Source organism: Micromonospora sp. URMC 106, assembly GCF_051386395.1.
Classification (GTDB): domain Bacteria; phylum Actinomycetota; class Actinomycetes; order Mycobacteriales; family Micromonosporaceae; genus Micromonospora.
The window spans coordinates 1-22,626 of record NZ_JBPQTP010000071.1; the positions used below are offsets into that span (position 1 = coordinate 1).

General features: G+C 75.7%; 26 protein-coding genes. 9 read left to right on the forward strand and 17 right to left on the reverse strand.

Going from position 1 to position 22,626, the window contains the following annotated elements; all coding sequences use genetic code 11:
- Window positions 1-1,060, reverse strand: a 1,060-nt coding sequence (locus ACSNOB_RS20965) for a hypothetical protein (protein WP_436688166.1), incomplete at its 3' end; no start/stop codon positions are given.
- 122 nt (window positions 1,061-1,182) lie between these two features.
- Window positions 1,183-1,350, reverse strand: a complete 168-nt coding sequence (locus tag ACSNOB_RS20970; protein ID WP_436688167.1) for a hypothetical protein — start codon at window positions 1,348-1,350, stop codon at window positions 1,183-1,185.
- Between ACSNOB_RS20970 and ACSNOB_RS20975 the strand changes: the two genes are divergently transcribed.
- Window positions 1,349-1,804, forward strand: a complete 456-nt coding sequence (locus ACSNOB_RS20975; RefSeq protein WP_436688168.1) for an ATP-binding protein — start codon at window positions 1,349-1,351, stop codon at window positions 1,802-1,804. The two genes, ACSNOB_RS20970 and ACSNOB_RS20975, sit on opposite strands and share 2 nt — an antisense overlap.
- A gap of 158 nt (window positions 1,805-1,962) precedes the next feature.
- Window positions 1,963-2,436, forward strand: coding sequence for a VOC family protein (locus tag ACSNOB_RS20980; protein WP_436688169.1), 474 nt, complete (start codon window positions 1,963-1,965; stop codon window positions 2,434-2,436).
- Between the two features lie 17 nt (window positions 2,437-2,453).
- On the opposite strand, the gene ACSNOB_RS20985 is transcribed toward ACSNOB_RS20980, so the two are convergent.
- Window positions 2,454-3,569 (reverse strand): winged helix DNA-binding domain-containing protein, encoded by a 1,116-nt coding sequence (locus tag ACSNOB_RS20985; protein WP_436688170.1) that lies wholly within the window; start codon window positions 3,567-3,569, stop codon window positions 2,454-2,456.
- 92 nt (window positions 3,570-3,661) lie between these two features.
- On the reverse strand, window positions 3,662-4,849 hold the full coding sequence (locus tag ACSNOB_RS20990) for an epoxide hydrolase family protein (protein WP_436688171.1): 1,188 nt from the start codon (window positions 4,847-4,849) through the stop codon (window positions 3,662-3,664).
- Between the two features lie 62 nt (window positions 4,850-4,911).
- On the opposite strand from ACSNOB_RS20990, the gene ACSNOB_RS20995 reads away from it, so the two are divergent.
- The 3 genes from ACSNOB_RS20995 (at window position 4,912) to ACSNOB_RS21005 (ending at window position 7,812) form a co-directional block, all read left to right on the forward strand.
- Complete coding sequence (locus tag ACSNOB_RS20995) at window positions 4,912-5,925, forward strand: helix-turn-helix transcriptional regulator (protein ID WP_436688172.1); 1,014 nt, start codon at window positions 4,912-4,914, stop codon at window positions 5,923-5,925.
- An 88-nt stretch (window positions 5,926-6,013) separates the two neighbouring features.
- Entirely contained in the window at window positions 6,014-6,853 is an 840-nt protein-coding gene (locus ACSNOB_RS21000) for an MEDS domain-containing protein (protein WP_436688173.1), read from the forward strand.
- On the forward strand, window positions 6,850-7,812 hold the full coding sequence (locus ACSNOB_RS21005; protein WP_436688174.1) for an anti-sigma factor RsbA family regulatory protein: 963 nt from the start codon (window positions 6,850-6,852) through the stop codon (window positions 7,810-7,812). The genes ACSNOB_RS21000 and ACSNOB_RS21005 overlap by 4 nt, the downstream gene beginning before the upstream one ends.
- Window positions 7,813-7,865: 53 nt before the next feature.
- Here the strand turns inward: ACSNOB_RS21005 and ACSNOB_RS21010 are convergent, their stop codons facing one another.
- The 3 genes from ACSNOB_RS21010 to hflX are packed head-to-tail and all read right to left on the reverse strand — an operon-like array spanning window position 7,866 to window position 10,296.
- The gene (locus ACSNOB_RS21010; RefSeq protein WP_436688175.1) at window positions 7,866-8,735 is read right to left on the reverse strand and encodes a cytochrome c oxidase assembly protein; all 870 of its coding nucleotides are present in this window, start codon (window positions 8,733-8,735) and stop codon (window positions 7,866-7,868) included.
- Complete coding sequence (locus ACSNOB_RS21015) at window positions 8,687-9,151, reverse strand: DUF2243 domain-containing protein (RefSeq protein ID WP_436688176.1); 465 nt, start codon at window positions 9,149-9,151, stop codon at window positions 8,687-8,689. Before ACSNOB_RS21015 ends, ACSNOB_RS21010 begins: the two co-directional genes overlap by 49 nt.
- On the reverse strand, window positions 9,148-10,296 hold the full coding sequence (gene hflX / locus ACSNOB_RS21020) for a GTPase HflX (protein WP_436688177.1): 1,149 nt from the start codon (window positions 10,294-10,296) through the stop codon (window positions 9,148-9,150). The genes ACSNOB_RS21015 and hflX overlap by 4 nt, the downstream gene beginning before the upstream one ends.
- Before the next feature lie 213 nt (window positions 10,297-10,509).
- Between hflX and ACSNOB_RS21025 the strand changes: the two genes are divergently transcribed.
- From ACSNOB_RS21025 to ACSNOB_RS21035, 3 genes are all read left to right on the forward strand, one after another.
- Window positions 10,510-11,748: a DUF2786 domain-containing protein gene (locus ACSNOB_RS21025; protein ID WP_436688178.1), complete on the forward strand. Its 1,239-nt coding sequence runs from the start codon at window positions 10,510-10,512 to the stop codon at window positions 11,746-11,748.
- A 97-nt stretch (window positions 11,749-11,845) separates the two neighbouring features.
- Entirely contained in the window at window positions 11,846-12,214 is a 369-nt protein-coding gene (locus ACSNOB_RS21030; RefSeq protein ID WP_436688179.1) for a YciI family protein, read from the forward strand.
- Window positions 12,211-13,455 (forward strand): RNA polymerase sigma factor, encoded by a 1,245-nt coding sequence (locus tag ACSNOB_RS21035; protein WP_436688180.1) that lies wholly within the window; start codon window positions 12,211-12,213, stop codon window positions 13,453-13,455. The genes ACSNOB_RS21030 and ACSNOB_RS21035 overlap by 4 nt, the downstream gene beginning before the upstream one ends.
- Before the next feature lie 87 nt (window positions 13,456-13,542).
- Here ACSNOB_RS21035 and ACSNOB_RS21040 read toward each other — a convergent pair whose 3' ends face one another.
- The 8 genes from ACSNOB_RS21040 to ACSNOB_RS21075 form a co-directional block, all read right to left on the reverse strand.
- Window positions 13,543-14,994, reverse strand: coding sequence for an alpha/beta hydrolase (locus ACSNOB_RS21040; protein ID WP_436688199.1), 1,452 nt, complete (start codon window positions 14,992-14,994; stop codon window positions 13,543-13,545).
- A gap of 212 nt (window positions 14,995-15,206) precedes the next feature.
- Window positions 15,207-15,476, reverse strand: a complete 270-nt coding sequence (locus tag ACSNOB_RS21045) for a hypothetical protein (protein ID WP_436688181.1) — start codon at window positions 15,474-15,476, stop codon at window positions 15,207-15,209.
- 5 nt (window positions 15,477-15,481) lie between these two features.
- Window positions 15,482-15,829 carry an ArsR/SmtB family transcription factor gene (locus tag ACSNOB_RS21050; protein ID WP_436688182.1) on the reverse strand — a complete coding sequence of 116 codons (348 nt, stop codon included), beginning with the start codon at window positions 15,827-15,829 and terminating at the stop codon, window positions 15,482-15,484.
- 345 nt (window positions 15,830-16,174) lie between these two features.
- Entirely contained in the window at window positions 16,175-16,675 is a 501-nt protein-coding gene (locus ACSNOB_RS21055; protein WP_436688183.1) for a hypothetical protein, read from the reverse strand.
- A 185-nt stretch (window positions 16,676-16,860) separates the two neighbouring features.
- A complete protein-coding gene (locus tag ACSNOB_RS21060) occupies window positions 16,861-17,034 on the reverse strand; it encodes a CsbD family protein (RefSeq protein WP_393102214.1) in 174 nt (57 codons plus the stop codon).
- 196 nt (window positions 17,035-17,230) lie between these two features.
- Window positions 17,231-19,480 carry a heavy metal translocating P-type ATPase gene (locus tag ACSNOB_RS21065; RefSeq protein ID WP_436688184.1) on the reverse strand — a complete coding sequence of 750 codons (2,250 nt, stop codon included), beginning with the start codon at window positions 19,478-19,480 and terminating at the stop codon, window positions 17,231-17,233.
- Between the two features lie 11 nt (window positions 19,481-19,491).
- Complete coding sequence (locus tag ACSNOB_RS21070; protein ID WP_436688185.1) at window positions 19,492-20,490, reverse strand: hypothetical protein; 999 nt, start codon at window positions 20,488-20,490, stop codon at window positions 19,492-19,494.
- Window positions 20,491-20,519: 29 nt separating this feature from the next.
- Entirely contained in the window at window positions 20,520-20,729 is a 210-nt protein-coding gene (locus ACSNOB_RS21075) for a heavy-metal-associated domain-containing protein (RefSeq protein WP_393102211.1), read from the reverse strand.
- 149 nt (window positions 20,730-20,878) lie between these two features.
- On the opposite strand from ACSNOB_RS21075, the gene ACSNOB_RS21080 reads away from it, so the two are divergent.
- The gene (locus ACSNOB_RS21080) at window positions 20,879-21,181 is read left to right on the forward strand and encodes a metal-sensitive transcriptional regulator (RefSeq protein ID WP_091098681.1); all 303 of its coding nucleotides are present in this window, start codon (window positions 20,879-20,881) and stop codon (window positions 21,179-21,181) included.
- Between the two features lie 103 nt (window positions 21,182-21,284).
- Here ACSNOB_RS21080 and ACSNOB_RS21085 read toward each other — a convergent pair whose 3' ends face one another.
- Together ACSNOB_RS21085 and ACSNOB_RS21090 are read right to left on the reverse strand one after the other, a co-directional pair.
- Window positions 21,285-21,914, reverse strand: coding sequence for a DUF305 domain-containing protein (locus tag ACSNOB_RS21085; protein ID WP_436688186.1), 630 nt, complete (start codon window positions 21,912-21,914; stop codon window positions 21,285-21,287).
- A gap of 78 nt (window positions 21,915-21,992) precedes the next feature.
- Window positions 21,993-22,499 carry a hypothetical protein gene (locus ACSNOB_RS21090; RefSeq protein WP_436688187.1) on the reverse strand — a complete coding sequence of 169 codons (507 nt, stop codon included), beginning with the start codon at window positions 22,497-22,499 and terminating at the stop codon, window positions 21,993-21,995.
- Window positions 22,500-22,626 lie beyond the last annotated feature (127 nt).

Genomic DNA, 22,626 nt, shown 5'->3' on the forward strand with positions numbered 1-22,626 from the left:
GCGCCGGGGCGGGCGGCGACGGACGGAACGCCGGACCCGTCGCCGGGGCGGCCGGCCGGACTGATCCGTCGGAGCCGGCCGTCTCCTGACGTACGACCGGCACCCGCACCCCCGCGGCGACGCGGGTGCGGGGAACCGCCGTCGCGCCGGCGCCCGGCCCGACCGCACCCTCGTCCGGCACGGCCGGCTCCTCGGCGGTGGTCGCGGTGGTGCTGCCGATGACGGTCGGCGCAGCCGTGGCGGCGGCGATGCGCCCGGCGCCCTCGTCCGCCCGGTACGGCGGGCCGCCCCGCTCCGACCCGAAGGTGCCGGTCAGCGTCGCGTACGCCAGCGTGGCGACGGCGGCGGCGAGCGCCGTCCGGCGATCGGGCCGCAGCGCGGTCAGCGGGGCCTGGGCCGGCACGGCCGGCGGCGGCGGGACCGGCCGGGCGCGCTGGTGGGCGACCAGCAGGGCGTCGAGCTGCGCGGCGACGGCGGAGCGCTCCCCGGCGGCGGTGGCGAGGGCGAGCGTGAGATAGAAGCGGAAGTTCACCGTGGCGGTGACCGGCACCCGCAGCCCGGCGAGCCGACCGCCGTCGGTGGTGTGCAGCAGGGTGACCGGGACGTCGGGGTGGTGCGCGGCCCCGAGCAGGTCCGCGTACGCCCACTCGCGCCGTCCCGCGTGCCCCGCGAAGGCCACCCGGCGGTTGGTCACGACGGCCAGACCGGCGTCGACGAGCCGCAGCCCCCTCGGCAGTGCGCGACGGGACGCCACGACCTCGGCCGCGGCGACGGTGAGCCCGGGCGGCGGCAGCCCGGGCACGTGCCGGGCCTCGGCCTCGACCAGCTCCGCGGCCGGCAGCACCCGGAAGACGACCTCGTCGTCCCCGAGATCGACCGGCAGGCCGGTACGCGGCTGGGCGCACCCGAGGAACTCGGCGGCCTCGATCCGCAGCCGGATCAGGTGGTCGTTACGCCGGTGCCAGGCGTCGACGTCGGCGTCGTACGCGCGCGACCGCCGCCCGCCCTCACGCTCCGCCCACCTGGTCCGCCAGCCCGGGCACGCCGTCGCCGGGCTCATAATGTTGGTGCGTGATTCCACCGTCACGCCAGGTACAACCGCTCGCCGGCGGTCCAGGACACGCACGACGATCGATACTTCCCAATTGTTCCGATAGCGGGGATTGAACCACCCGCGCGTCCTCAGCTCATCGTGGCGAGGAGGTCGCGGCAGGCCCGCTCGCAGGCGCTGAGGCAGGCGTCGGCGCAGGCCGCCGGCTGTCGCCCGGTGTCTCGCGCGGCACACACGACCGGGTGCGCCGACCAACCGCCCGGCTTGAGCCGGGGGGAGATCGGGTACAACGTCCCCATGGGCCGACTGAGCAGCTCGCCACCCCCGCCCCAGGCCGTTGAGCTGCGGCGTTGGACGTTGTCCGAGGCGGTGCACCTGCGTGGCCTGCGCGCCTCCCTGCACGAGGAGCTGACCGGCGACGTACTCGGCGAGGGCGAGGCCCTGGAGGAGGTCCCCGAGCTCATCGCCCTGATCGCCACGGAACTCGCCACGAACGCCCTGCGACACGGGATCCCGCCGACCATCGTCCGGCTGCTCGCCACCGAGGACTGCCTCATCCTCGACGTCGCCGACCACGACCTCGGCTCGCTGCCGGAACTCACCGACGCCCGACCCGCCGGCGCCGGCGGGCGCGGCCTGCAACTCGCCCGCGCCCTCTCCCTCGACGTCGGCTGGTACGCCACCGACAGCACCAAGAACATCTGGGCGTCCTTCCCCCGCACGGCGCGACTGACCGGCACCCGGCACGCCTGACCCGCGTACCGACGGCGGTCGGGTCGGCGGGGGAACAGGCAGGACCCCGGCCACGGGCCCACCATGCTCTCCGAAGTAGGACCAACGCTGGCCTACATGCCACCTAACGTCGCACGGGCCGGCGGGCGGAACCCGCCGCGAGACGAGGAGGCGTACCCGTGAAGATCGTGCCGGACGGCTACCACACCGTGACCCCGTGGATCATCTCGGCCGGAGACACGGCGGCGATCATCGATTTCGTCGTCGGTGTCTTCGACGCGACGGAGCTGGGCCGGATGGAGTCCGACGGGGTGATCGGTCACGCCGAGGTCCGCATCGGGGATTCCGTGGTGTTGATGTTCGACCGGCCCGGCTGGCCGCACACGCCGGCTTTCCTACGCCTCTACGTGGCCGACGACGCCGACGTGCTGCGCCGGGCGGTCGCGCGCGGCGCGACGGTCGTCACCGAGCCGACCGAACTGTTCTGGGGAGACCGGGTCAGCCGGTTCCGGGACCCGTTCGGCAACCTGTGGTGGATCCACCAGCGCGTGGCGGAGCCCACCGGTGAGGAGCTGGACCGCCGGCTCGCGGACCCGGCCTTCGGCAGGGCGATGGAGTACGTGCAGAGCGGGGAGTTCCTCCCGGCCGGCTGACCGGCCGCCCCGCCCGATCAGGATCGCCGGGCAGGAGCGACGTCGACGCGCCGGTCGCCGGCCTCGGGCGCCAGGAACGCGAGCAGGCCCGTCGCCTCGGCAGCGAGCGCGTCGACGTCGGCCGAGGGCAGCGGACGGTACGGCCGCACGGTCAGCGTCGCCCCGTCCCGGCGGCGGTCCAGCCGCCAGTCGCCGGCGGCGAACCCGTCGACGAGCACCAGTTGCGGCACCGGCCCGTGCGGGTCGTACCGCTGGTCGCGGTGCTCCGAGGTGAGCACCCGGCTGCGGTCGGCGTACGACAGCAGCAGGTTGTCGAAGTCGTAGAGGAGGCGGGGCGGCACCGGGGTGTCCGGATCGGGGCGCTCCGCGTCGGGCAGGTCGAACAGCTCCCGCCCCCGCTCGTCGGTGAAGGTCGTCAGCTCGGGGCGGAGCCCGTCGACCACCTCGCCCAGCCGGGTGAGCCCGCACCAGCGCTGCAGGTCGGCGACGGTGGCCGGGCCGAACGCGGCGAGGTACCGGAGCACGAGGTCGCGCGGGGTCGCCGCAGCCGGCGCGCCGGGGCCGAGCCACGCCTCGGCGGTGGTGTGCGCGATCGGGCCGCTGCGCCCCCACAGCCCGCGCGGCGGCACCTGCACCAGCGGCACCTGGGTGCGCACGGCGTACGCCAGGGTCGCCGGCGGCAGGTCGGGCCACCGCGCCGCGAGCCGCGCGCCCAGCTCCCGGTTGGTCAGCGGGCGCTCGGCGAGGATCTCTCGGCCGGCCTCGGCCAGGGCCGGCACGTCGACGCCCGCGACGGGCCGGCCGTGGATGCTGTTGCGGAACAGATCCCGGTCCAGTGCCGGCTGCACGAGCGGGCGCAGGGCCCATGCGTCCCCGGCGGTGACGAGGTGCAGGGTGGAGCGCATCAGCGCCATCCGGACGAGCCGCCGCTCCACGAGCAACTCCGCCACGGCCTCGGGACGGAAGCCGGCGAGCCGGCTCCAGAGCCCGACGTACCAGGTGTGCGGCGTCTGGGCCTGGAGGCCGGCGAGACGGGCCACCGCGTCGGCCACCGGCAGGTCGTGGCGGCGCAGCAGGAGCTGCCGGGCGAGGGTGGCGCGGTTGAGCCGACGGCGGTCCAGCACTGGGGGCATCGGGATCCTCTCTCGGGGAGGGGGAAGACGGGGGCCGGCCCGCCGGAACGGGCCGACCCGGGACCGCGCCGGCGCACGGCGCGGGAGCCGCGTCAGCGCACGGCGCGGAAGAACTGGCGCATGTCCGCGACCAGCAGATCCGGGGCGTCGTGGGCGGCGAAGTGGCTGCCCCGGTCGTACGCGTTCCAGGAGACAATGTTCTTGTGGTCGCGCTCCGCCAACGGGCGGATGGACTGGTAGTCCCAGGCGAAGTTGGCCAAACCCAGCGGCACGGTGGTCGGTTCCAGCGGCTCGGTGCCCCGGCCGTTGGACACGTGCCGGGGGTGCACGGCCGCGGCGTCCTCGTGGTAGAAGCGGGCCGAGGAGGCGCCGGTATTGGTCAGCCAGTAGATCATCGCGTTGGTCAGCACGAACTCCGGGTCGAGGAACTCGCCCAGGAGCTGGGCGCTCCAGCCGAGCTGCCCGGCCGGGGAGTCCGCCAGCGCGTGCGCGAGATTCTGCGGCTCGGTGGACTGGAGCTTGTCGTACGCGCCCCGGTTGGCGACGAACCACTCGGCGAACGCCAGCTTGCCCCGGTCGGCCTCGGAGAGACCGGCGAGTTCCTCCGGGTCGCCGGAGGGAAAGGCGAAGACCTGGGTGACGTGCACGCCGATCACGCGCTCCGGGTCGACCCGCCCCACCTCCGGCGAGATGAGCGACCCGCCGTCGTTGCCCGCGGCGCCGTAGCGGTCGTAGCCGAGCCGGCGCATCAGCTCGGCCCAGGCGCGGGCCACCCGGAACCGGTTCCAGCCCCGCTCGCGGGTCGGGCCGGAGAAGCCGAAGCCGGGTATCGACGGGATCACCAGGTGGAACGCGTCGGCCGGGTCGCCGCCGTGGGCGCGCGGGTCGGTCAGCGGGCCGATCACGTCCAGCCACTCGACGGGGGTGGTGGGCCACCCGTGGGTGAGGACCAGCGGGGTGGCGTCCGGCTCGGGCGAGCGGACGTGCAGGAAGTGAACGTTCTGCCCGTCGATCTCGGTCGTGAACTGCGGGTACGCGTTCAGCTTCGCCTCCCAGGCCCGCCAGTCGTACGCCGTCCGCCAGTGCTCGACCAGGCGCTGGACGTAGCCGACCGGCACCCCGTACTCCCAGCCGGGCGGGATCGGGCCGGCCGGGGCGGCCTCCGGCTCGGCGGGCAGTTCGTCCGCCCACCGGGTGCGGGCCAGGCGGTCGTACAAGTCGTCGAGGTCGGCCTGCGGGACGTCGATGCGGAACGGGGCGATCGTGGTGTCGTCTGCCATGCCTACGAACCTAGGGGCCAATTAGGAAGACCTCATTCCTAATGGCCTGGCAGACTTCAGGAATGTTGGAGACCTCGGCGCGGCTGCTGCGCCTGCTGTCGCTGTTGCAGACCCCGCGCGAATGGACGGGCACCGAGCTGGCCGACCGGCTGGAGGTCAGCACCCGGACCGTCCGCAACGACGTGGAGCGGTTGCGCACCCTCGGCTATCCGGTGCACGCGACCCGGGGCGCGGTCGGGGGCTACCGGCTGGGCGCCGGCGCGGCTCTGCCGCCCCTGCTGCTCGACGACGAGGAGGCGGTGGCCGTCGCCGTCGGCCTGCGTACGGCCGCCGGCGGCACCGTCGCCGGGGTGGAGGAGACCTCGCTTCGGGCGTTGGCCAAGCTCGAACAGGTGCTGCCCGCCCGACTGCGGCGGCGGGTCAACGCCCTGCACAGCTACACGGTGCGGGTGCCGCACGACGAGCCGGGGCCGCGCGTGGACGCCGACACCCTCACCGTCATCTCCGCCGCCTGCCGCGACCGGGAGCGGCTGCGCTTCGACTACGCCCGGCACGACGGGACCACCGGCCGGCGCGACGTCGAGCCGTACCGGCTGGTCAACTGGGGACGCCGCTGGTATCTGGTCGCCTACGACCCGGAGCGGGCCGACTGGCGCACCTTCCGGGTGGATCGGATCGGCACACCCGCCCCCGCCGGTCTGCGCTTCCCGCCGCGCGAGCCGCCCGAGGACGTCGTCGACCGGGTCCGGCGCGGGGTGTCGTCGGCGGCCTGGCGGCACCGCGCCCGGATCACCGTGCACGCCCCGGCGGAGGTGGTCGCCGAGCGGATCAACCCCGCCGTCGGCACCGTCGAGGCGGTGGACCCGCACACCTGCGTGCTGCACACCGGCGCGGACCGGCTGGAGAGCGTCGCCGTCTGGGTCGGCCTGCTCGGCGTGGACTTCACCGTCGAGGACCAGCCCGAGCTCGCCGAACTGCTGCGCACCCTCGGCGAGCGCTACCTGCGGGCCGCCCCGGCACCTGGACCGGCGGCACCGGCAACGCAGGGGGCGCGCCGTGAAACGCCACCCCGGTGAAGGGCCGGGGGATAGAGCCTCCCGGCCCGCAGCAGCTCGCGGGCCCGGCACCCGTCCTGGGGCCACCTACACTGGTTGCCGTGAGGCAATGGACGTGATCATCAGCGAGCGGCAGGCCGCGCGGCAGAGCCATCTCTGCTGGTCGTACGACGACCTGGCGGCGCTCGCCGGCCAGGCGGAGCGCTACCTGCTCGCGGGCCTCGCCGCCGGCGAACGCGTCTGGTACATCACGCCGCACCCGGCGGACCCGGTGGCCGAGCGGCTGCACCGCCTGCCCGACTTCGCCGCCGCCGTGCGCCGGGGCGCCGCCGCCGTCGTCCCCCTGTTCTCGACCTACTCGCACGGCCACGTCGTCGACCCGCCGACGCAGGTCGCCGCGTACGCGGCCGCCACCGACGAGGCGCTCGCCGCCGGGCACACCGGGCTGCGCGTGGTGGCGGAGGCCACCGAGCTGGTCCGTACCCCGGCCCAGCTGGAGAGCTTCACCCGCTACGAGCACCTCGTCGACCGCTACATGCGGATCCGGCCGTTCTCGGCCATGTGCGCGTACGACCGGCCGGGGCTGGGCGACCGGGCGGTCGCCGAGCTGGCCTGCATGCATCCGGACGGCAACGTCGAGGACGTGCTGTTCCGGTTGCACGCCGCCGCACCCGGGGACGGGCACGCGGCGCTGACCGGCGAGCTGGACCTCTCCAACCACGAGCTGTTCCGCGCCGCCCTGGACCGCGCCGACCTGCGACCCGTCGACGGCGAGCTGGTGCTGTCGGCGACCGGGCTGCGCTTCCTGGACCACCGCGCCCTGGCCCACCTGGCCGAGTACGCGGGCCGCCGCGACGCGACCGCCGTGCTGCGCACCTCCCGCTCGGCCGCGGCGCGCCTGGTCGACCTGCTCGACCTGCCCGGGATCCGGGTCGAGGTCACGCGATGAGAACGGGCGCGGCCGCCCGGCACCACGGCTACTACCACGAGGCCGTCCGGTACGACTCCGACGACGAGCTGCTCGCCGTGGCGGTGCCGTTCCTGCTCGGCGGCGTCGCGGCCGGCGAGCCCACCTACGTGGCCCTGGGCGAGCGCACCGGCGCGCTGGTCCGCTCGGCGCTGCCGGCCGGGTGCGGGGTCGAGTTCCTGCCCGGCGGCGACGTGTACGCCCGGCCCGCCGCCGCCATCCGCTCCTACCGCGAACTCCTCGCGGGGCAGGTGGCCGCCGGCGCCCCGCAGATCCGGATCATCGGTGAGGTGCCCCCGACCGAGTTCGGCGCGACGTGGGACTGGTGGGCCCGGTACGAGTCGGCGATCAACCACGCGTACGACGACTTCCCGCTGTGGAGCATGTGCGCGTACGACACCCGGATCACGCCGCCGGCGGTGCTGGCGGACGTGGCCCGGACGCATCCCCGCTTCGCGACCGCCGACGGCCGGCACGTGCCCAGCGCGACCTGGACCCCGCCGACGGAGTACCTGCGGGAGTGCCGGCCGGTCGTGCCCGATCCGCTCCAGGCGGAGCCGCCGGTCGTCGAGTTGACCGACCCGACGGCTGCCGAGGCGCGCGCCGCCGTCCACAAGGCCGACCGGGGCCAGGTGTCGGCCGACGACGTGGACGATCTCGTCGTCGCGGTCAGCGAGACGGTCACCAACGCGCTGCGGCACGGCCGCCCGCCGGTCCGGCTGCGGGTCTGGTCGGGCGACGACCGCATCGTGGCGACGGTCCGCGACGGCGGAGACGGTCCGGCCGACCCGTACTGCGGGCTGCTCCCCGTCGGCGACGGCGCCCCGGGCGGGCTGGGCCTGTGGATCACCTACCAGTCGTGCAGCCACGTGACCTGGCACCGCGACGACGACGGCTTCACGCTGCGGCTGACGGCCGGGAACCCGCGCGCCGCCGGCTGAACCACCGGGGCGGCGACGCCCGCACCCGGAGCGGGGTTTCGGGCCCTCGGCGGTCACCGCCGGGCCGGCTGCCGGGCGGTGCCGGGGCGGGACGGCCCGGCGTCCACGGGCTGCGGTCGGCGTGGCCGTCGCCGGTGGTACCAGGCGGCGAAGAGGGCGGTGGCGAACAGCAGCTCGGCGACGTCGCCGCCGTAGTACATCAACCGGGCCGCCGAGCGCAGCGCCGCGACGTCCCGGTCGGGCAGCCCCGGCGGCAGGGTGGCGGCGTGCGCGTACAGGTACTTGGCCAGCACGGCGTGCCCGGCCGCCGCGCCGAGCAGGGCGCCGACCCGCACGAGTGCGCCGGGCCGGCGCGGGGCCGGGTCCGGACCGGCCACCGCCCACGCGAAGAGGTACCCGGCGGCGAGGTAGTGCGCGTGCAGGGCGTGGTGCAGCACCGGGTTCCGCTCGGCCGCCGCGTAGAGCGGGGTGAGCAGCACCAGCGCCAGCCCGCCGGTGGTGAGCAGCGCCGCGGTCACCGGGTGGGCGAGCAGGTGCACCGGCCGGGCCCGCAGGAGCCGGCCCACCCGGCGGCCGACCGGCGGCGGGGCGACCCGCAGGAGCAGGGTGACGGGCGCGCCGAGGGCCAGCGCCAGCGGGGCGGCCATGCCGAGCAGCAGGTGCTGGGCCATGTGGACGCGCGGGTCGCCGGGCCCGCCCGCCAGCGGGCCGAGGGCGACCGCCAGCACCGCGCAGCCGGCCAGCCAGGCGACGGTACGCCGGCGGCGCCAGCCGCGCCGGTCCCGGGACACCGCCAGCAGGTAGCCGGCGGCCAGCAGCGCGACCCCGGCGAGCGGGAGCGTCGCCGCGCCCGCGCCGGCGTGCGCGAGGACCGTCACCGCGCGTCGCGGCCGGCGCGGGACCGCGCCCGCCAGGTCACCCACGCGCCGATCAGCAGCAGCGCCACCGCGCCCACGTTCCACACCACGTCGTACGGGAGCAGGTGCACGCCGTAGCGGATCTGGTGCAGCCGCAGCACCTTGTGGTCGACGATCCCGTCGAAGAGCTGGAACGCCCCGGCGCCGAGCAGGAACCCGCCCCAGGCGGCCCGCGGCACCAGGGCGCCCCGGCGGCGCAGGTCGGCGTACCAGAAGAAGCCGCCCACCAGGGCGAGCAGCTCCGCGGAGTGCAGCAGCCCGTCGGAGAGCAGCCCGACGGAGCGGGTGGAGCGGTCGTAGAAGTGGTGCCAGCCGAGGAGCTGGTGGAAGACGATCTCGTCGACGGCCGCCATCACCGCCGCCCCGATCACCGCGGCAGCGAGGACCGACCGGCGCAGGTCCGGCGGGGCCGTGCGGGTCACCGGCGGGCCAGGCGGTCGGCCAGCGCGGCGCGCAGCTCGTCCATGCCGGCGCCGGTCAACGCCGACACGGCGACCGCCCCGGGATGGACCCGCCGCAGCGCGTCGACCCACTCCACCGGGGCCACGTCGGTCTTGTTGAGCACCAGCAGCTCCGGCACGTCGCCGGCCCCGATCTCGTGCAGCACGCCGTGCACGGTGGTGATCTGGTCGAGCGCGTCCGGCGCGGAGGCGTCCACGACGTGCAGCGCGAGGTCGCTGCGGCTGACCTCGTCCAGCGTCGACCGGAACGCGTCGACCAGCTGGTGCGGCAGGTGCCGGACGAACCCCACCGTGTCGGTCACGGTGAAGAGCACCTCGCCGACGCGTACGCGGCGCACGGTGGGGTCGAGGGTCGCGAAGAGCACGTCCTGCACCTGGGCCTCCGCTCCGGTCAGCCGGTTGAGCAGAGCGGACTTGCCGGCGTTCGTGTAGCCGGTGATCGCCACCGAGGGGACCTGGTTGCGGGCCCGCCGCTCCCGGTTGCGGTCCCGCCGCCGGGTCAGCTCGGAGGCGTTGCGACGCAGCCGGGTGGCCCGCTGGCGCAGCCGGCGCCGCTGGGTCTCCAGCCGCATCTCACCGGGCCCGCGCACGCCCATGCCGGCACCGCCGGCCATCCGGCCGCCGCCGATGCGCGACATCGAGCGCCCGTCGCCGCGCAGCCGGGGCAGCTGGTACGCGATCTGCGCCAACTCCACCTGCACGCGGCCCTCGCTGGTGCGGGCGTGCTCGGCGAAGATGTCCAGGATCAGGGCCGTCCGGTCGACCACGCGTACGCCGACCCGCTCCTCCAGGTTGCGCACCTGGCCCGGGGTCAGCTCGCCGTCGGCGATGACCAGGTCGGCGCCGGTCCGCTCGGCCAGCGCGGCCAGCTCGTCGACCTTGCCGGAGCCGACGAAGGTGGCCGGGTCGGGGCGGGGCCGGTTCTGCACCACCTCGTCGACGACGGCCAGCCCGTCGGTGTCGGCGAGCCGGCGCAGCTCGGCCAGCGACACCTCGGTGCCCGGCCCGGTCTCACCCGTCTCGTCCTGGTGCACCGCCACCAGCACGGCCGTCGGCCGCTCCGCCGGCGTGGCCGAGCCGTTGCCCAGCAACCACGATCCCGCCATCACAGAACCTCGCATCACCTCGCGCCGACCCCCGATCTACCCCGGACAGGGCGAAGCATGCGGAAACCCGTCGCCGACGGCAGCCGCGGTGCGCGGCGGGCTCCGGTGGCACCCGTCACGACCGGCGGACGGCGGGCGGGCCCGGAGGTACCTTCGGCGGGCAGGCGACGATCGTTTCGGGCGCGCCGGAGCAGACCCCAGGAGGACGCGGCCGTGCCGGACGCCGAGGAACTGATCAGCGACGCCCTGGCGGCGGTACGCGGCACCGACGTACGCCTAGCGGAGCGGCAGCTGGACCGCCTGATGATCGGAACGGGCGCGGCGGACGGGGCGGCGGCGGTCGACGCCGGGCTCCTGCGTCGCCTGGCCCGCGGCGTCGGCCGGCTGGCGCCGCGCGGCTGGCAGCCGGTGGACCTGGCCCGCCTCGCCACCCGCCGGCTGGGCGCCCGGTCGGCCGGACTGGTCACCGACGCGCTCGCCGCGCACCGCCGTGACCTGACCGGGCCGGTGCCCCCGTGGTGGGACGACCAGCTCCGCGACCTCGGCGCGCGGGTCTGGTGGGACGCCGACGAGGGCCACCTGGCCGCCTGGTCGGCCCGCGTCGGGTGGGACCGGTTCACCGCGCTGCGCGCGGCGGTCGACGCGCTGGCCCTGGTCGAGGGGCTCCCGCCGATCGCCGTGCTGCGGCCACCGCCCGGCGCGACCGGGGCGGTCCCCGCCCGCAGCGGGTCGGGCGGCGGCTCCCGGATGCTCGACCGGGTGCGGGCGCTGCTGGCCAAGGCGGAGTCGACCACCTACCCGGCCGAGGCGGAGGCGCTGACCGGCAAGGCCCAGGAGCTGATCGCCCGGCACAGCATCGACCAGGCGCTGCTGGCGGGCGTCGCCGAGCGCGCCGACCAGCCCGGCGGCGTGCGGCTCGGCACCGAACCCCCGTACGCGGGCGCGAAGGCGCTGCTGGTGCAGGAGGTGGCGGCGGCGAACCGCTGCGAGGCGGTCTGGTCCGACGACCTCGACTTCACCACCGTGCTGGGCTGGCCGGCCGACCTGGAGGCGGTCGAACTGCTCTACACCTCGCTGCTGGTGCAGGCCACCGCCGCGATGCTGCGCGGCCGGGGCGAGCGGCGGGCCAAGGGTGCCGGGCGGCGTACCCGGGACTACGACGAGTCCTTCCTCAACGCGTTCGCGCTGCGGATCGGCGAGCGGCTGCGGGCCGCCACCGAGGACGCGGACCGGCAGGCGGCGGCGGAGACCGGGCCGGAGCGGCTGCTGCCGGTGCTCGCCACCCGCGCCGAGGCGGTGCGGGAACGCCTCGACACGCTCTTCCCCGGCGTCACGCGGGCCCGGCTCACCGTCCGCGACGCCGACGGCTGGTCGTCGGGCACCTCCGCCGCCGACCGCGCCTCGCTCGGTCCCGGCCCCGCCCCGAAGCGCCAGGTACGCGGCCGGCGCTGACATTTTTCCCGGCGGCTGTCGGAACCGGCGGGTCGGCTCCGACCCCTCACCGAAGCCGCGCCACCATGGGCGCGGCCGAGCACACGAGGAGCGCCCGATGAAGTACATGCTGCTGATCTGGAACCGTCCCGGGTTCGTCGAGGAACTGTCGGAGCAGGAGCGCACCGCGCTCTTCGGCGAGGTCGACGAGATCATGCGCGAGCTGACCGAGTCCGGCGAACTGGTCGGCGGCCAGGCGTTGGCCGACCCGTCGCAGGCCCGCACGGTCCGGCTGGCCGGTGACCGGCCGGAGGTGACCGACGGGCCGTTCATGGAGAGCAAGGAGCAGTTCGCCGGCTACCTGCTGGTGGACTGCGACAGCCCCGAGCGGGCCGCCGAGATCGCCGCCCGCTGGCCGGACGTGCGGCGGGGCTTCGGCGCGCTGGAGGTGCGGGCGGTCATGGACGAGGCCGGGACGGACGGGTGAGCGGACGACTCGTCGAGGACCTGCTGCGCGACCTGGCGCCGCAGGTCCTCGGCCTGCTCGTCCGGCGGCACGGCCAGTTCGACGCGGCCGAGGACGCCGTGCAGGAGGCGCTGCTCGCCGCCGCGTTGCAGTGGCCGGAGCAGGGCGTGCCGGACAACCCGCGGGCCTGGCTGCTGACCGTCGCCAGCCGCCGGCTGACCGACGAGTGGCGCAGCGAGCGGGCCCGCCGGGACCGGGAGACCGCGGTGGCGGTCCGCGAGCCGGCGTACGCGACGGTCGCCCCCGCGGCCGACGAGGAGCCGCCGGCCGGGGACGACACCCTGACCCTGCTGTTCCTCTGCTGTCACCCGGCGCTGGCCCGTTCCGCGCAGGTCGCGCTGACGCTGCGCGCGGTCGGCGGCCTGACCACCGCGCAGATCGCCCGGGCGCACCTGGTGCCCGAGGCGACGATGAGCCAGCGCGTCCGCCGGGCCAAGCAGCGGATCGAGGCCGCTGGCGCGCGGTTCACCATGCCCGCGCCCGGGGAGCGGGACGAGCGGCTGAGGGCCGTGCTCCAGGTGCTCTACCTGATCTTCAACGAGGGCTACACCACCTCCGGCGGGCCGGACCTGCACCGGGCCGACCTGACCACCGAGGCGATCCGGCTGGCCCGCATGCTGCACCGGCTGCTGCCGGACGACGGCGAGGTGACGGGACTGCTGGCGTTGATGCTGCTCACCGACGCGCACCGGGCCGCCCGGACGGGGCCGGCCGGGGAGCTGATCCCGCTCGCCGAGCAGGACCGTGACCGCTGGGACTCCGCCGCCATCGCCGAGGGGATCGCCCTGGTCACCGAGGCGCTGACCTGGTCGCCGCCCGGCCCGTACCAGCTCCAGGCGGCGATCGCCGCGGTGCACGCCGAGGCGCCGTCGGCGGAGCGGACGGACTGGCCGCAGATCCTGGCGCTCTACCGGTTGCTCGCCCGGATCGCCCCGAACCCCATGATCACCCTCAACCAGGCGGTCGCGGTGGCCATGGTGGACGGTCCCCGCGCCGGCCTGGCCCTGCTCGCCCCCCTCGACGCCGACGACCGCACCGCGGGGCACCACCGGCTCGCCGCCGTCCGCGCCCACCTGCTGGAGCTGGCCGGCGAGCCGCGGGCGGCGCGGGCGGCGTACCTGGCGGCGGCCCGAGGCACGACGAGCCTGCCGGAGCAGCGCTATCTGGAGCTGCGCGCGGCCCGGCTGGGCGGGCCCCGATGAGGGCCGGGGAGGGCCTGCCCGTGCCGTGCTGGGCGACGCGCCGGCCGGCGTGCGCCACGGGGGACGCACGCCGGCCGGTTCCTCACGTCACTGACCGGTAACCGGGACGGCCGGGCAGCTGGTGCCGTCGTCGGGCACGTCGACCGAGATCAGATAGCGGTCGACCGCGTCCCGCACGCAGTCGCTGCGGGTGTAGCTGCCGTGCCCCGCGCCCTCGTAGGTCAGCAGCACGCCGGAGCGGCCGAGCTGCCGCGACACGTTCGTCGCCCAGTTGTGGCCGCTGGCCGGGTCGTGCCGGCTGTTGGCGAGCAGCAGCGGCACGTCGGTGCGGACCCGGAGGCGGTGCTGCGGGTTGGCGACCGGGGCCGGCGCGCCGAGGCAGGTCGCGATCGCCGGCAGCGCCTGCGGGTAGCGCACGTCGGGCGCGATCCGGGCGATCCGGCGCAGGTGGGCGGCGTACTCGCGGTGGTCGCGGACCGGCAGGTGCCAGTCGGCGCAGAAGACCGCGAAGGGGTGCGGCCGCACGGCCTCGGAGTCGGCGGCGGCACGGAACCCGGTGGCGGCGGGCGGGGCCGTACGCAGGGCGTCGACCAGCCGGGCCAGTCCGGCCCAGTCCGGGCCGTACAGCTTACGCTGGGCGAGCCGGCTGAGGTCGTACGGGGTCAGCGTCGTCCCGGGCCGGTCCGGGTCCGCCAGCTCGCCCCGTTCCGCCCTGCCGAAGAGGCCGGCCCAGACGGCGCGGACGTCCTCGCCGTGCAGCACGCAGCTCGGCGTACGGGCGCACCACGCGACGAACTCGTCGAAGGAGTCCTGCGCGGCGGCGGCCTGGGTGTCGAGGAACGCCCTGGTGCCGAGGCTGTGGTCGACCACGCTCTCCAGCACCACGGCCCGGACCCGGTGCGGGAACTCCTCGGCGTACTGCGCGCCGAGCAGCGTGCCGTACGAGCTGCCGTGGAAGGTGAGCCGGTTCTCGCCGAGCGCCGCCCGGACGGCGTCCAGGTCCCGGGCGGCGCTGCGGGTGTCGACGTGGTCGAAGAGCGGCCCGGTCCGCTCCCGGCAGTCGGCCCGCAGCAGCGCGTTGTCGGCCACGGTGGCGTCGAACCGGGCCTGGTCGGTGATGACCTGGGGCTGCCGGTCGAGCAGCTCCGCCGAGCAGAGCACCGGGTTGCTCAGGCCGATGCCGCGCGGGTCGAAGCTGACGATGTCGAACCGGCGGCGCAACTCGTCGCTGAACCGGTCGTTCAGGATGATCCGCCGCACGCCGGAATCACCCGGCCCGCCGGGGCCGAACACCAGCGAGCCGATCCGGGCGGCCGGGTCGGTGGCGGCACGGCGGGCCAGGTGGAGCGTGAACCGGTCGCCGTCCGGGCGGTCCCAGTCGACCGGGAGCGACAGGGTGCCGCACTCGGCGGTGCGGTCCTGTTCGCACGGCTGCCAGGCGATGCCCGGCGTGGGTACGGGCGCGGGCCGGGCGGCCGAGGCCGGCGCGGGCGCCGGCACGCCGGTCGCCAGCAGCGCGGCGGTCGCGCCGACCGCCAGTGCCCGGAACCGGACGGCGCGCCGGGGTCGGCCCGGTCGGTCCGGCCGGGTTGAAGCGCCGCCGGGAGGGGCGGACTTGCGTACGCGCAGCACGAGATGCTGTCCTCTCCATCGAAGGAGCGTTGCGGTGAGACTCGCCCGCGGGCGAGGTGATGCTGCTTCCACCCGGGCCGTCGAGTTGGCGCTCGACGGCCCGGGGCCTTGCCGTTGCGCTAGTCGACGTCCTTGAGGACGCGTTCCAGCGAGACCAGCCGGGACTCCATCTCGCCGAGCCGGTCGTCGAGGGCCGCCAGCACCCGGGCGGCGGACTCCTGGGCCTGGACGGCGGTCTGGGCGAGCCGTCGGTACTCCTCCTCGCGGGCCCCGACCACCCGGGCCCGCCGGGTCTTGGCGACCTGCACGATCGTCACCGTGATCACGCTGACGAGCAGGGCGAAGATCCCGATCGCCCCGACCACCTCGGTCCAGTCGTGCTCGCTCATGCCCGTCATCCCTCGTCCTCGTCCGGCCCCGCGCCCGATCCGGCGTTGAGCGTGTCGGCCGCCGCCGCGATGGCGGCGGGCGTGAGCGTGTACGCGAACGGATTCACCTCGTAGAACTTCATCGCCTTCCCGTCCTCCGACAACTCCAGGTGCGCGGACACGAGGCCGGCCGCCGCGAGCTTGCGCAGGTGCACCTGCACCAGCGCCCGGCTGATGCCGAGCTCGCGGGCGAGTTGGCTGACGTACGCGCGGCGTCGCGCCAGGACGGCGACCACCCGCATGCGGTGCGGGTTGGCCAGCGTGGCCAGTACGCGCACCAGTTCGTCGCCGGTGGCCGTCGGACCAGCGCTCATGACCAGCCCTTGCACATGCAAACGGACGTTAGCGGGTCAGTGCCGGGAAGTCACCAGTGGACGGTCGATCTCAGGGACGGGTGGGGGATGCCCCTGCCCCTCCCCTGAGGGGAGCGGGACGCGTCGCTCGCCGGCCCGCCGGCCGGCTTCCAGGGCCCCCTGGACGCCGATGGTGCGGCTCAGCGCCGGGAACACCGGGATCTCCAGCAGCGAGGCGCCGAAGGTCACCGCAGTGGGCCGGTCAGGCGCGACACTCGTGGGTCAGGGGCGGACACTCGCGGGTCAGGCGCGGACACTCGCGGGTCAGGCGCGGACACTCGCGGGTCAGGCGCGGACACTCGCGGGTCAGGGGCGGCACTCGCGGGTCAGCAGGGGCGGGATGCCGGTGAAGGTGGAGCTCATCCAGGCGGCCGGGCGGGACGCCCGGGAACCCGCGTCGATCCGGCCGGCGGTCTCGTCCAGCAGGGCTCGGATCTCCGGGTCGGCGGCCCGGCGGGCCTGGGCGCGTACGTCGTCGGCCAGCTCGGCCAGGTTGCGCCGGAGCTGGTCGGCGACCTGTTCGCCGGTCAGGTCCCGGCTGACCGAGGCCGCCGAGTCGGTGGCGATCTTCTGGCTGCCGGCGACGATGACCCGGTCCACCTCCCGGCAGACCTCGGCGGTGTTGGCGGCCGTGGTGGCGACCGGGGACGGGCTCGGGGCGGCGCTCGACGCAGCCGTCGGGCTCGGGGACGACGCGCCGGCGGGGGCGGCGGCCTCCTCCCGCGGGGTGTCCTGGCAGCCCATGGCCAGCACCCCGAGCGCCACCGCGGCGGCGGCGCGCCGCGCGTAGACGACGGATCGGGACATGGAACCAACCTCCCGTTCGGAGATCTCGGCCGTCGGGCGGACGGCACGGGTTCGACCGACGGCGGGCGGCGAGACGTCGCCCTGCCAACGAGCGGGGCCGCCCCCGGGACACGTCGGCCGCCGCGGCCCGACACGCGGTCCGCCGGGCCGGCGACGGCCGGCCCGGCGGTTCCCGCGTACGCGGGTCAGCTCTTGAAGGCGTCCTTGATCTTCTCGCCGGCCTGCTTCAGCTTGGCGCCGGCCTGGTCGTTGCGCCCCTCGGCCTCGAGCCGCTCGTTGTCGGTGGCCCGGCCGGCGCCTTCCTTCAGCTTGCCGGCGGCGTCCTCGGTCGCGTTGTTGATCTTGTCGTCGAAACCCATGTCAACCTCCGATTGGCAGTGCCGGTACGTCCTCGGAGTACCCCGCCCGGCCGCCGCTCAACCGCCCTGGTCACCCAGCGTCAACAGATGGCCGCGTGTCGATCACCGTCGGTCCGCGAGCCGCCTGCCGGACGAGCCCGCCCACGCACCGCGCCGCCGGTCCCCTCGGCGGGGGCCGGCGGCGCGGCGCGGCGGGTCAGGCGACCGGGCGGAAGCCGCGCAGCCGCAGGCTGTTGGCGACGACGAAGACCGAGGAGAAGGCCATCGCCGCACCGGCGATCATCGGGTTGAGCAGGCCCGCGGCGGCCAGCGGCAGGGCCGCCACGTTGTAGGCGAAGGCCCAGAACAGGTTGCCCTTGATGATCCCGAGGGTGCGCCGGGAGAGCCGGATCGCGTCCACGGCGGCCATCAGGTCGCCCCGGACCAGGGTCAGGTCGGACGCCTCGATCGCCACGTCGGTGCCGGTGCCCATGGCCAGACCGAGGTCGGCCTGCGCCAGCGCGGCGGCGTCGTTGACCCCGTCGCCGACCATCGCGACGGTCCGCCCCTCGCCCTGGAGCCGCCGCACCACGTCGACCTTGTCGGCGGGCAGCACCTCGGCGATCACCTCGTCGATCCCCACCTCGGCGGCCACCGCCCTCGCGACGGTGGTGTTGTCGCCGGTCAGCAGCACCGGGGTCAGACCGAGCGCGCGGAGTCCCGCGACCGCCGCCCGGCTCGTCGGCTTGACCACGTCGGCCACCGCGAGGACGCCCCTGGCCCGTCCGTCCCAGCCGGCCAGCACCGCCGTCCGTCCCTCGGCCTCCGCCGTGGTCGCCGCCCGCTCGACCTCCTCCGGTACGTCGAGACCGCGCTCGCGCAGCAGCCGGAGCCGGCCGACCAGCACCTCCCGGCCCTCGACGGCGCCGGTCACGCCGAGCCCCTCGACGTTGGCGAAGCCGGTCACCGGCGGCAGCGCGCCCGCCTCCGCCGCCCCGGCGGCGACCGCCTGGGCGATCGGGTGCTCGGACGCGGACTCCAGCGCCCCGGCCAGCCGGAGCAGTTCCGCGCGGTCCTCGCCGGCCGCCGGGAGCACGTCCACCAGGGTCATCCGCCCGGTGGTGACGGTGCCGGTCTTGTCCAGCACCACGGTGTCCACCTGCTTCGTGGACTCCAGCACCTCCGGCCCTTTGATCAGGATGCCGAGCTGGGCGCCCCGGCCGGTACCGACCAGCAGGGCGGTCGGCGTGGCCAGCCCGAGGGCGCACGGGCAGGCGATGATCAGCACCGCCACGGCGGCGGTGAACGCGGCCGTCGCGCCCGCCCCGGTGCCCAGCCACCAACCCAGGGTGCCCGCCGCGAGGGCGATCACGATCGGCACGAAGACGCCGGAGATCCGGTCGGCCAGCCGCTGCACCGCCGCCTTGCCGGTCTGCGCCTGCTCGACCAGCCGGGCCATCTGGGCCAGCTGGGTGTCGCCGCCGATCCGGGTGGCGGTGACCACGAGCCGGCCGCCGGCGTTGACGGTGGCGCCGACGACGGTGTCGCCCGGACCGACCTCGACGGGGACGGACTCGCCGGTGAGCATGCTCGCGTCGACCGCCGAGGTGCCCTCGTCGACCACCCCGTCCGTGGCGATCTTCTCGCCGGGCCGGACCACGAACCGGTCCCCCACGGTGAGCTGGTCCACCGGGATCCGGGTCTCCGTGCCGCCGCGCAGCACCGCGACGTCCTTGGCGCCCAGTTCCAGCAGGGCGCGCAGGGCGGCCCCGGCGGTCCGCTTCGCGCGGGCCTCGAAGTAGCGGCCGGCGAGGATGAAGACCGTCACCCCGGCCGCCGCCTCCAGGTAGATGTTGCCGGCGCCGTCGGTGCGGCTGATGTCGAAGCTGAACGGGTGGGTCATCCCCGGCTCCCCGGCCGTGCCGAGGAAGAGCGCCCAGACCGACCAGCCGAACGCGGCCAGGGTGCCGAGCGAGACCAGGGTGTCCATGGTCGCCGCGCCGTGCCGCAGGTTGATCCAGGCCGCCCGGTGGAAGGGCAGGCCGCCGTAGACGACGACCGGGGCGGCCAGGGTCAGCGACAGCCACTGCCAGTACTCGAACTGCCAGGCGGGCACCATCGCCAGCACGATCACCGGCACGGTGAGCACGAGCGAGACCCACAGGCGGGTACGCAGGCCGCGCAGCTCGTCCACCGGCTCGGCCGCCGGCTCCGCCCCGCCGGGGGCCGGCGGGGGTGGCAGGGCGGCGGTGTAACCGGTCTTCTCCACCGTGGCGATGAGGTCGTCCGGGGAAACCTCGTCGGCGTACCGGACGGTGGCCTTCTCGGTGGCGTAGTTGACCGTTGCGGTCACCCCGTCCATCCGGTTCAGCTTCTTCTCGATCCGGGCGGCGCAGGAGGCGCAGGTCATCCCACCGATCGCCAGTTCGATCTGGTTCGGGGCCGTCAGCAAGGGCTTGGTGGTCATCACGCTTCCCGTCAGTTGTGCCCGTGACCGGGGACGCCGTGGCCGGCGTCGGCGGTCGGGGAGTTCGGGGCGGCGGGTGTGCCCGTCGCCGCCGGCGCGCCCGTAGCGGCCGGAGCCGGGCCGCTCGGGGTGCCCGCGACGACGGTGAACTCGGCGGTGCGCACCACGCCCCCGTGCTTGAAGTCCAGGTAGAGCCGGTAGGCGCCGGCCGACGGCACCTCGGCGAGGAAGCTCACCTCGGGGCCGGGCTTCGTCCGCCCGTCGCCCGGCGCGCCGTCGGGGTGCACGTGCAGGTACGCCAGGTCGCCCTGGCGCAGCGCCACCAGGTGGCCGTACGCGCCGAGGTAGGGCTCCAGGTCGGTGACCGGCGCGCCGTCGCGGCTGACGGTCAGGGTCAGCTCGGCGGTGCGGCCGGGCTCCGGGGTGCCGGCGAGGGTGACGGTGTAACCGTCGACCGTGGTGCTGCTCGCCGCGGCGGGCAGCGGCCGCTCGGTCAGGGCGCCGGGGACGGTCACGTCGACGCCCAGGGTCAACGCCTCGCCCCCGGTGGGGGTGAAGTCGGCGAACGCCCGCCAGACGCCGGGCCCGCCCAGCGGGGAGTCGACCCGCCAGGTGCCGTCCGGCGCCATCTCCGGGTGCACGTGCCGGAAGCCGGACAGGTCGCGGCGAGCGACGATCAGGTGCATGCGCTTGTCGTGCGCCACGTCGTACGCGGTGACCGGCCGGCCGTCCGGGCCGGTGACTTGGAAGGCGAACTGTCCGGCCGGGGCGCCCACCGGGCGGAGGGTGTAGCCGCGGTCGGAGACGAGCAGTCCGCCGGGCAGGTGGGCCGCCCCGCCCTCGTCGCCCCCGTGCCCGGCATCCCCGGTGGCCCCGTGGCCGTCGGTGGCGTCGTGGCGGGTGTCGGCGGCCGGGGCCACGGGGCCGGCCACGTGGCCGACCCCGTACGCCGTGCCGAACACCGCCGCGAGGCCGAGGGCGAAACCGCTCAGCTTCGTCGCCGTGTTCATGGTGTACCTCGGTTTCTCCGTGTCCGCCGTCACGCGCCGACGAGGTCGTAGCCGGCCTCGTCGACGGCGGCGCGCACGGTGTCGATGTCCAACGGGCTGTCACTGGTGACGGTGACCCGGCCCGCGGCGAGGTCGACCTGGACGTCGTTGACGCCCGGGATGGCGCCGACCTCGGCGCTGACCGAGTTGACGCAGTGCCCGCAGGTCATGCCCTGCACCTGGTACGTCGTGGTGACCATCGAACTCTCCTCTCGACGCCTCCAGCATATACCCCCTGGGGGTAATGCGGAGGCGGACGGGTGCCTGTTGCCTTTACCGGTACCCGGTGGGGGTATCCCGACACGAAGGACCGTACCATACCCCCGAGGGGTACGCTATCCTCGATCGCATGACCACACCGACGCCCGCCCCGACCAGGGGCTACACCGCCACCAAGGACCAGCTGCTCGCGCGGCTGCGCCGCGTCGAGGGACAGGTCCGCGGCATCGAGAAGATGGTCGACGACGACCGCTACTGCATCGACGTGCTCACCCAGATCTCCGCGATCCAGGCCGCCCTGGACAAGGTCGCCCTCGGCCTGCTCGACGGGCACGCCCGGCACTGCATGCACGAGGGGGCGGCCGAGGGCCGGGCCGACGAGATGGCCACCGAGATGATGGCCGCCGTCGGCCGCCTCATGAAGCGCGGCTGACCGGCCCTGCCGGCCGACCGGCCCCGCCGGCCGACCGGCGGCGGCAGGCGCGGCCGACGGGTGCCCCGGCGCCCGCGAGGGCGCGGCACCGGGGCCACCGGGATCAGAGCCGGCCGAGGACCTTCCGCATCGTGTCGATCTCGGCCTGCTGGGTGGCGACGATCTGCCCGGCCAGGGCCTTGGCCTCCGCGTTCACGCCCCGGGAGAGTTCGTCGCGGGCCATGGTGACGGCGCCCTCGTGGTGGGTGATCATCATGGTCAGGAACTGCCGGTCGAACTCCCGGCCGGAAGCCGCCGCCAGCCTCGCCAGCTCGGCGTCGGACATCATGCCGGGCATCCCGTGGTCCATGTGCGGCAGCTCGGTGCCGGGCGACGGCACCGGCCGCCCCCAGGCCGACAGCCAGCCGGTCATCGTCGCGATCTCGGGCGCCTGAGCGGCCCTGATCTCCCCGGCGAGCCGCTTGACCTCCGGGTCCGCCGCCCGCGTCGCGGCCAGGTCCGCCATCTCGACCGCCTGTCGGTGGTGCGGAATCATCATCTGGGCGAACATCGCGTCGGCGTCGCCGGCCGCGGCCGCGCCGGACGCGGTGGCCGCCGGCGCGCTGCTGCCGGGCGCGCCGTGCCCGGCGCCCGGGGCGGGATGCCCGTCGCCGCCGCAGGCGGTCAGGGCGAGGGCCACGGTGACGGTGGCGCCGGCCAGGGCGGCACGGCGCGCGAGGGTACGAGTGATCACGTCTGAGCCTTTCGGTGTCGGAACGTACGCAGCACGACGGGGACGCGGACCGGCGGACCGGAACCGCGCCGGGGCGTCCTATCTGCGCAGCACCGAGACCGTGGCGAGCCGCAGACCGACCCGCCGGGGTGGCGGGGCGCGGGGCGACCGGTCCGACCCGCCCGACGCCCGGCCCGCCGGTGCGACGGCGGGTACGCCGGCCAGCAGCAGCACGGCCGCGAGCAGCGAGGCGGCGAGCGCGCCCAGCACCGCCAGGCACACGCCCCACCACGGCGGTCCGCCGCCCGCCCCGCCGAACGGGAGGAGCCGCTCGTGCGGGCAGTCGCCCGGGCAGCCCACGACGCCGGACAGCGCCGCCGCGACGGCGTACGGGACGGCGGCGGTGTGCTCGGCGGGCGACGCACCGCCGTGCGGACCGGCGACGGCGTGCGCCGCGGCGTCGGCGGCGTGGCCCGTGGTGTCGGCGGCGTGGCCCGCGGCGTGCGAGCCGTGGCCGAGGGTGTGCATCGCGGCCAGACCGAGCAGCGTGCCGACGAGCAGCAGGAGCCGGGCCCATCGCCCCGCCGTCACCGTCGCCGTCCGCACACCCCCACGCTAGTCCCCGGGGGTCGGCGCGTCCGGCGCGACGGGCGCATCCCACCGCGGTCCGCGCCCGACACCGACCCGCACGACCTGCGTCCGGATGCCGGGATGGCTACCATTCGGCCGGTGG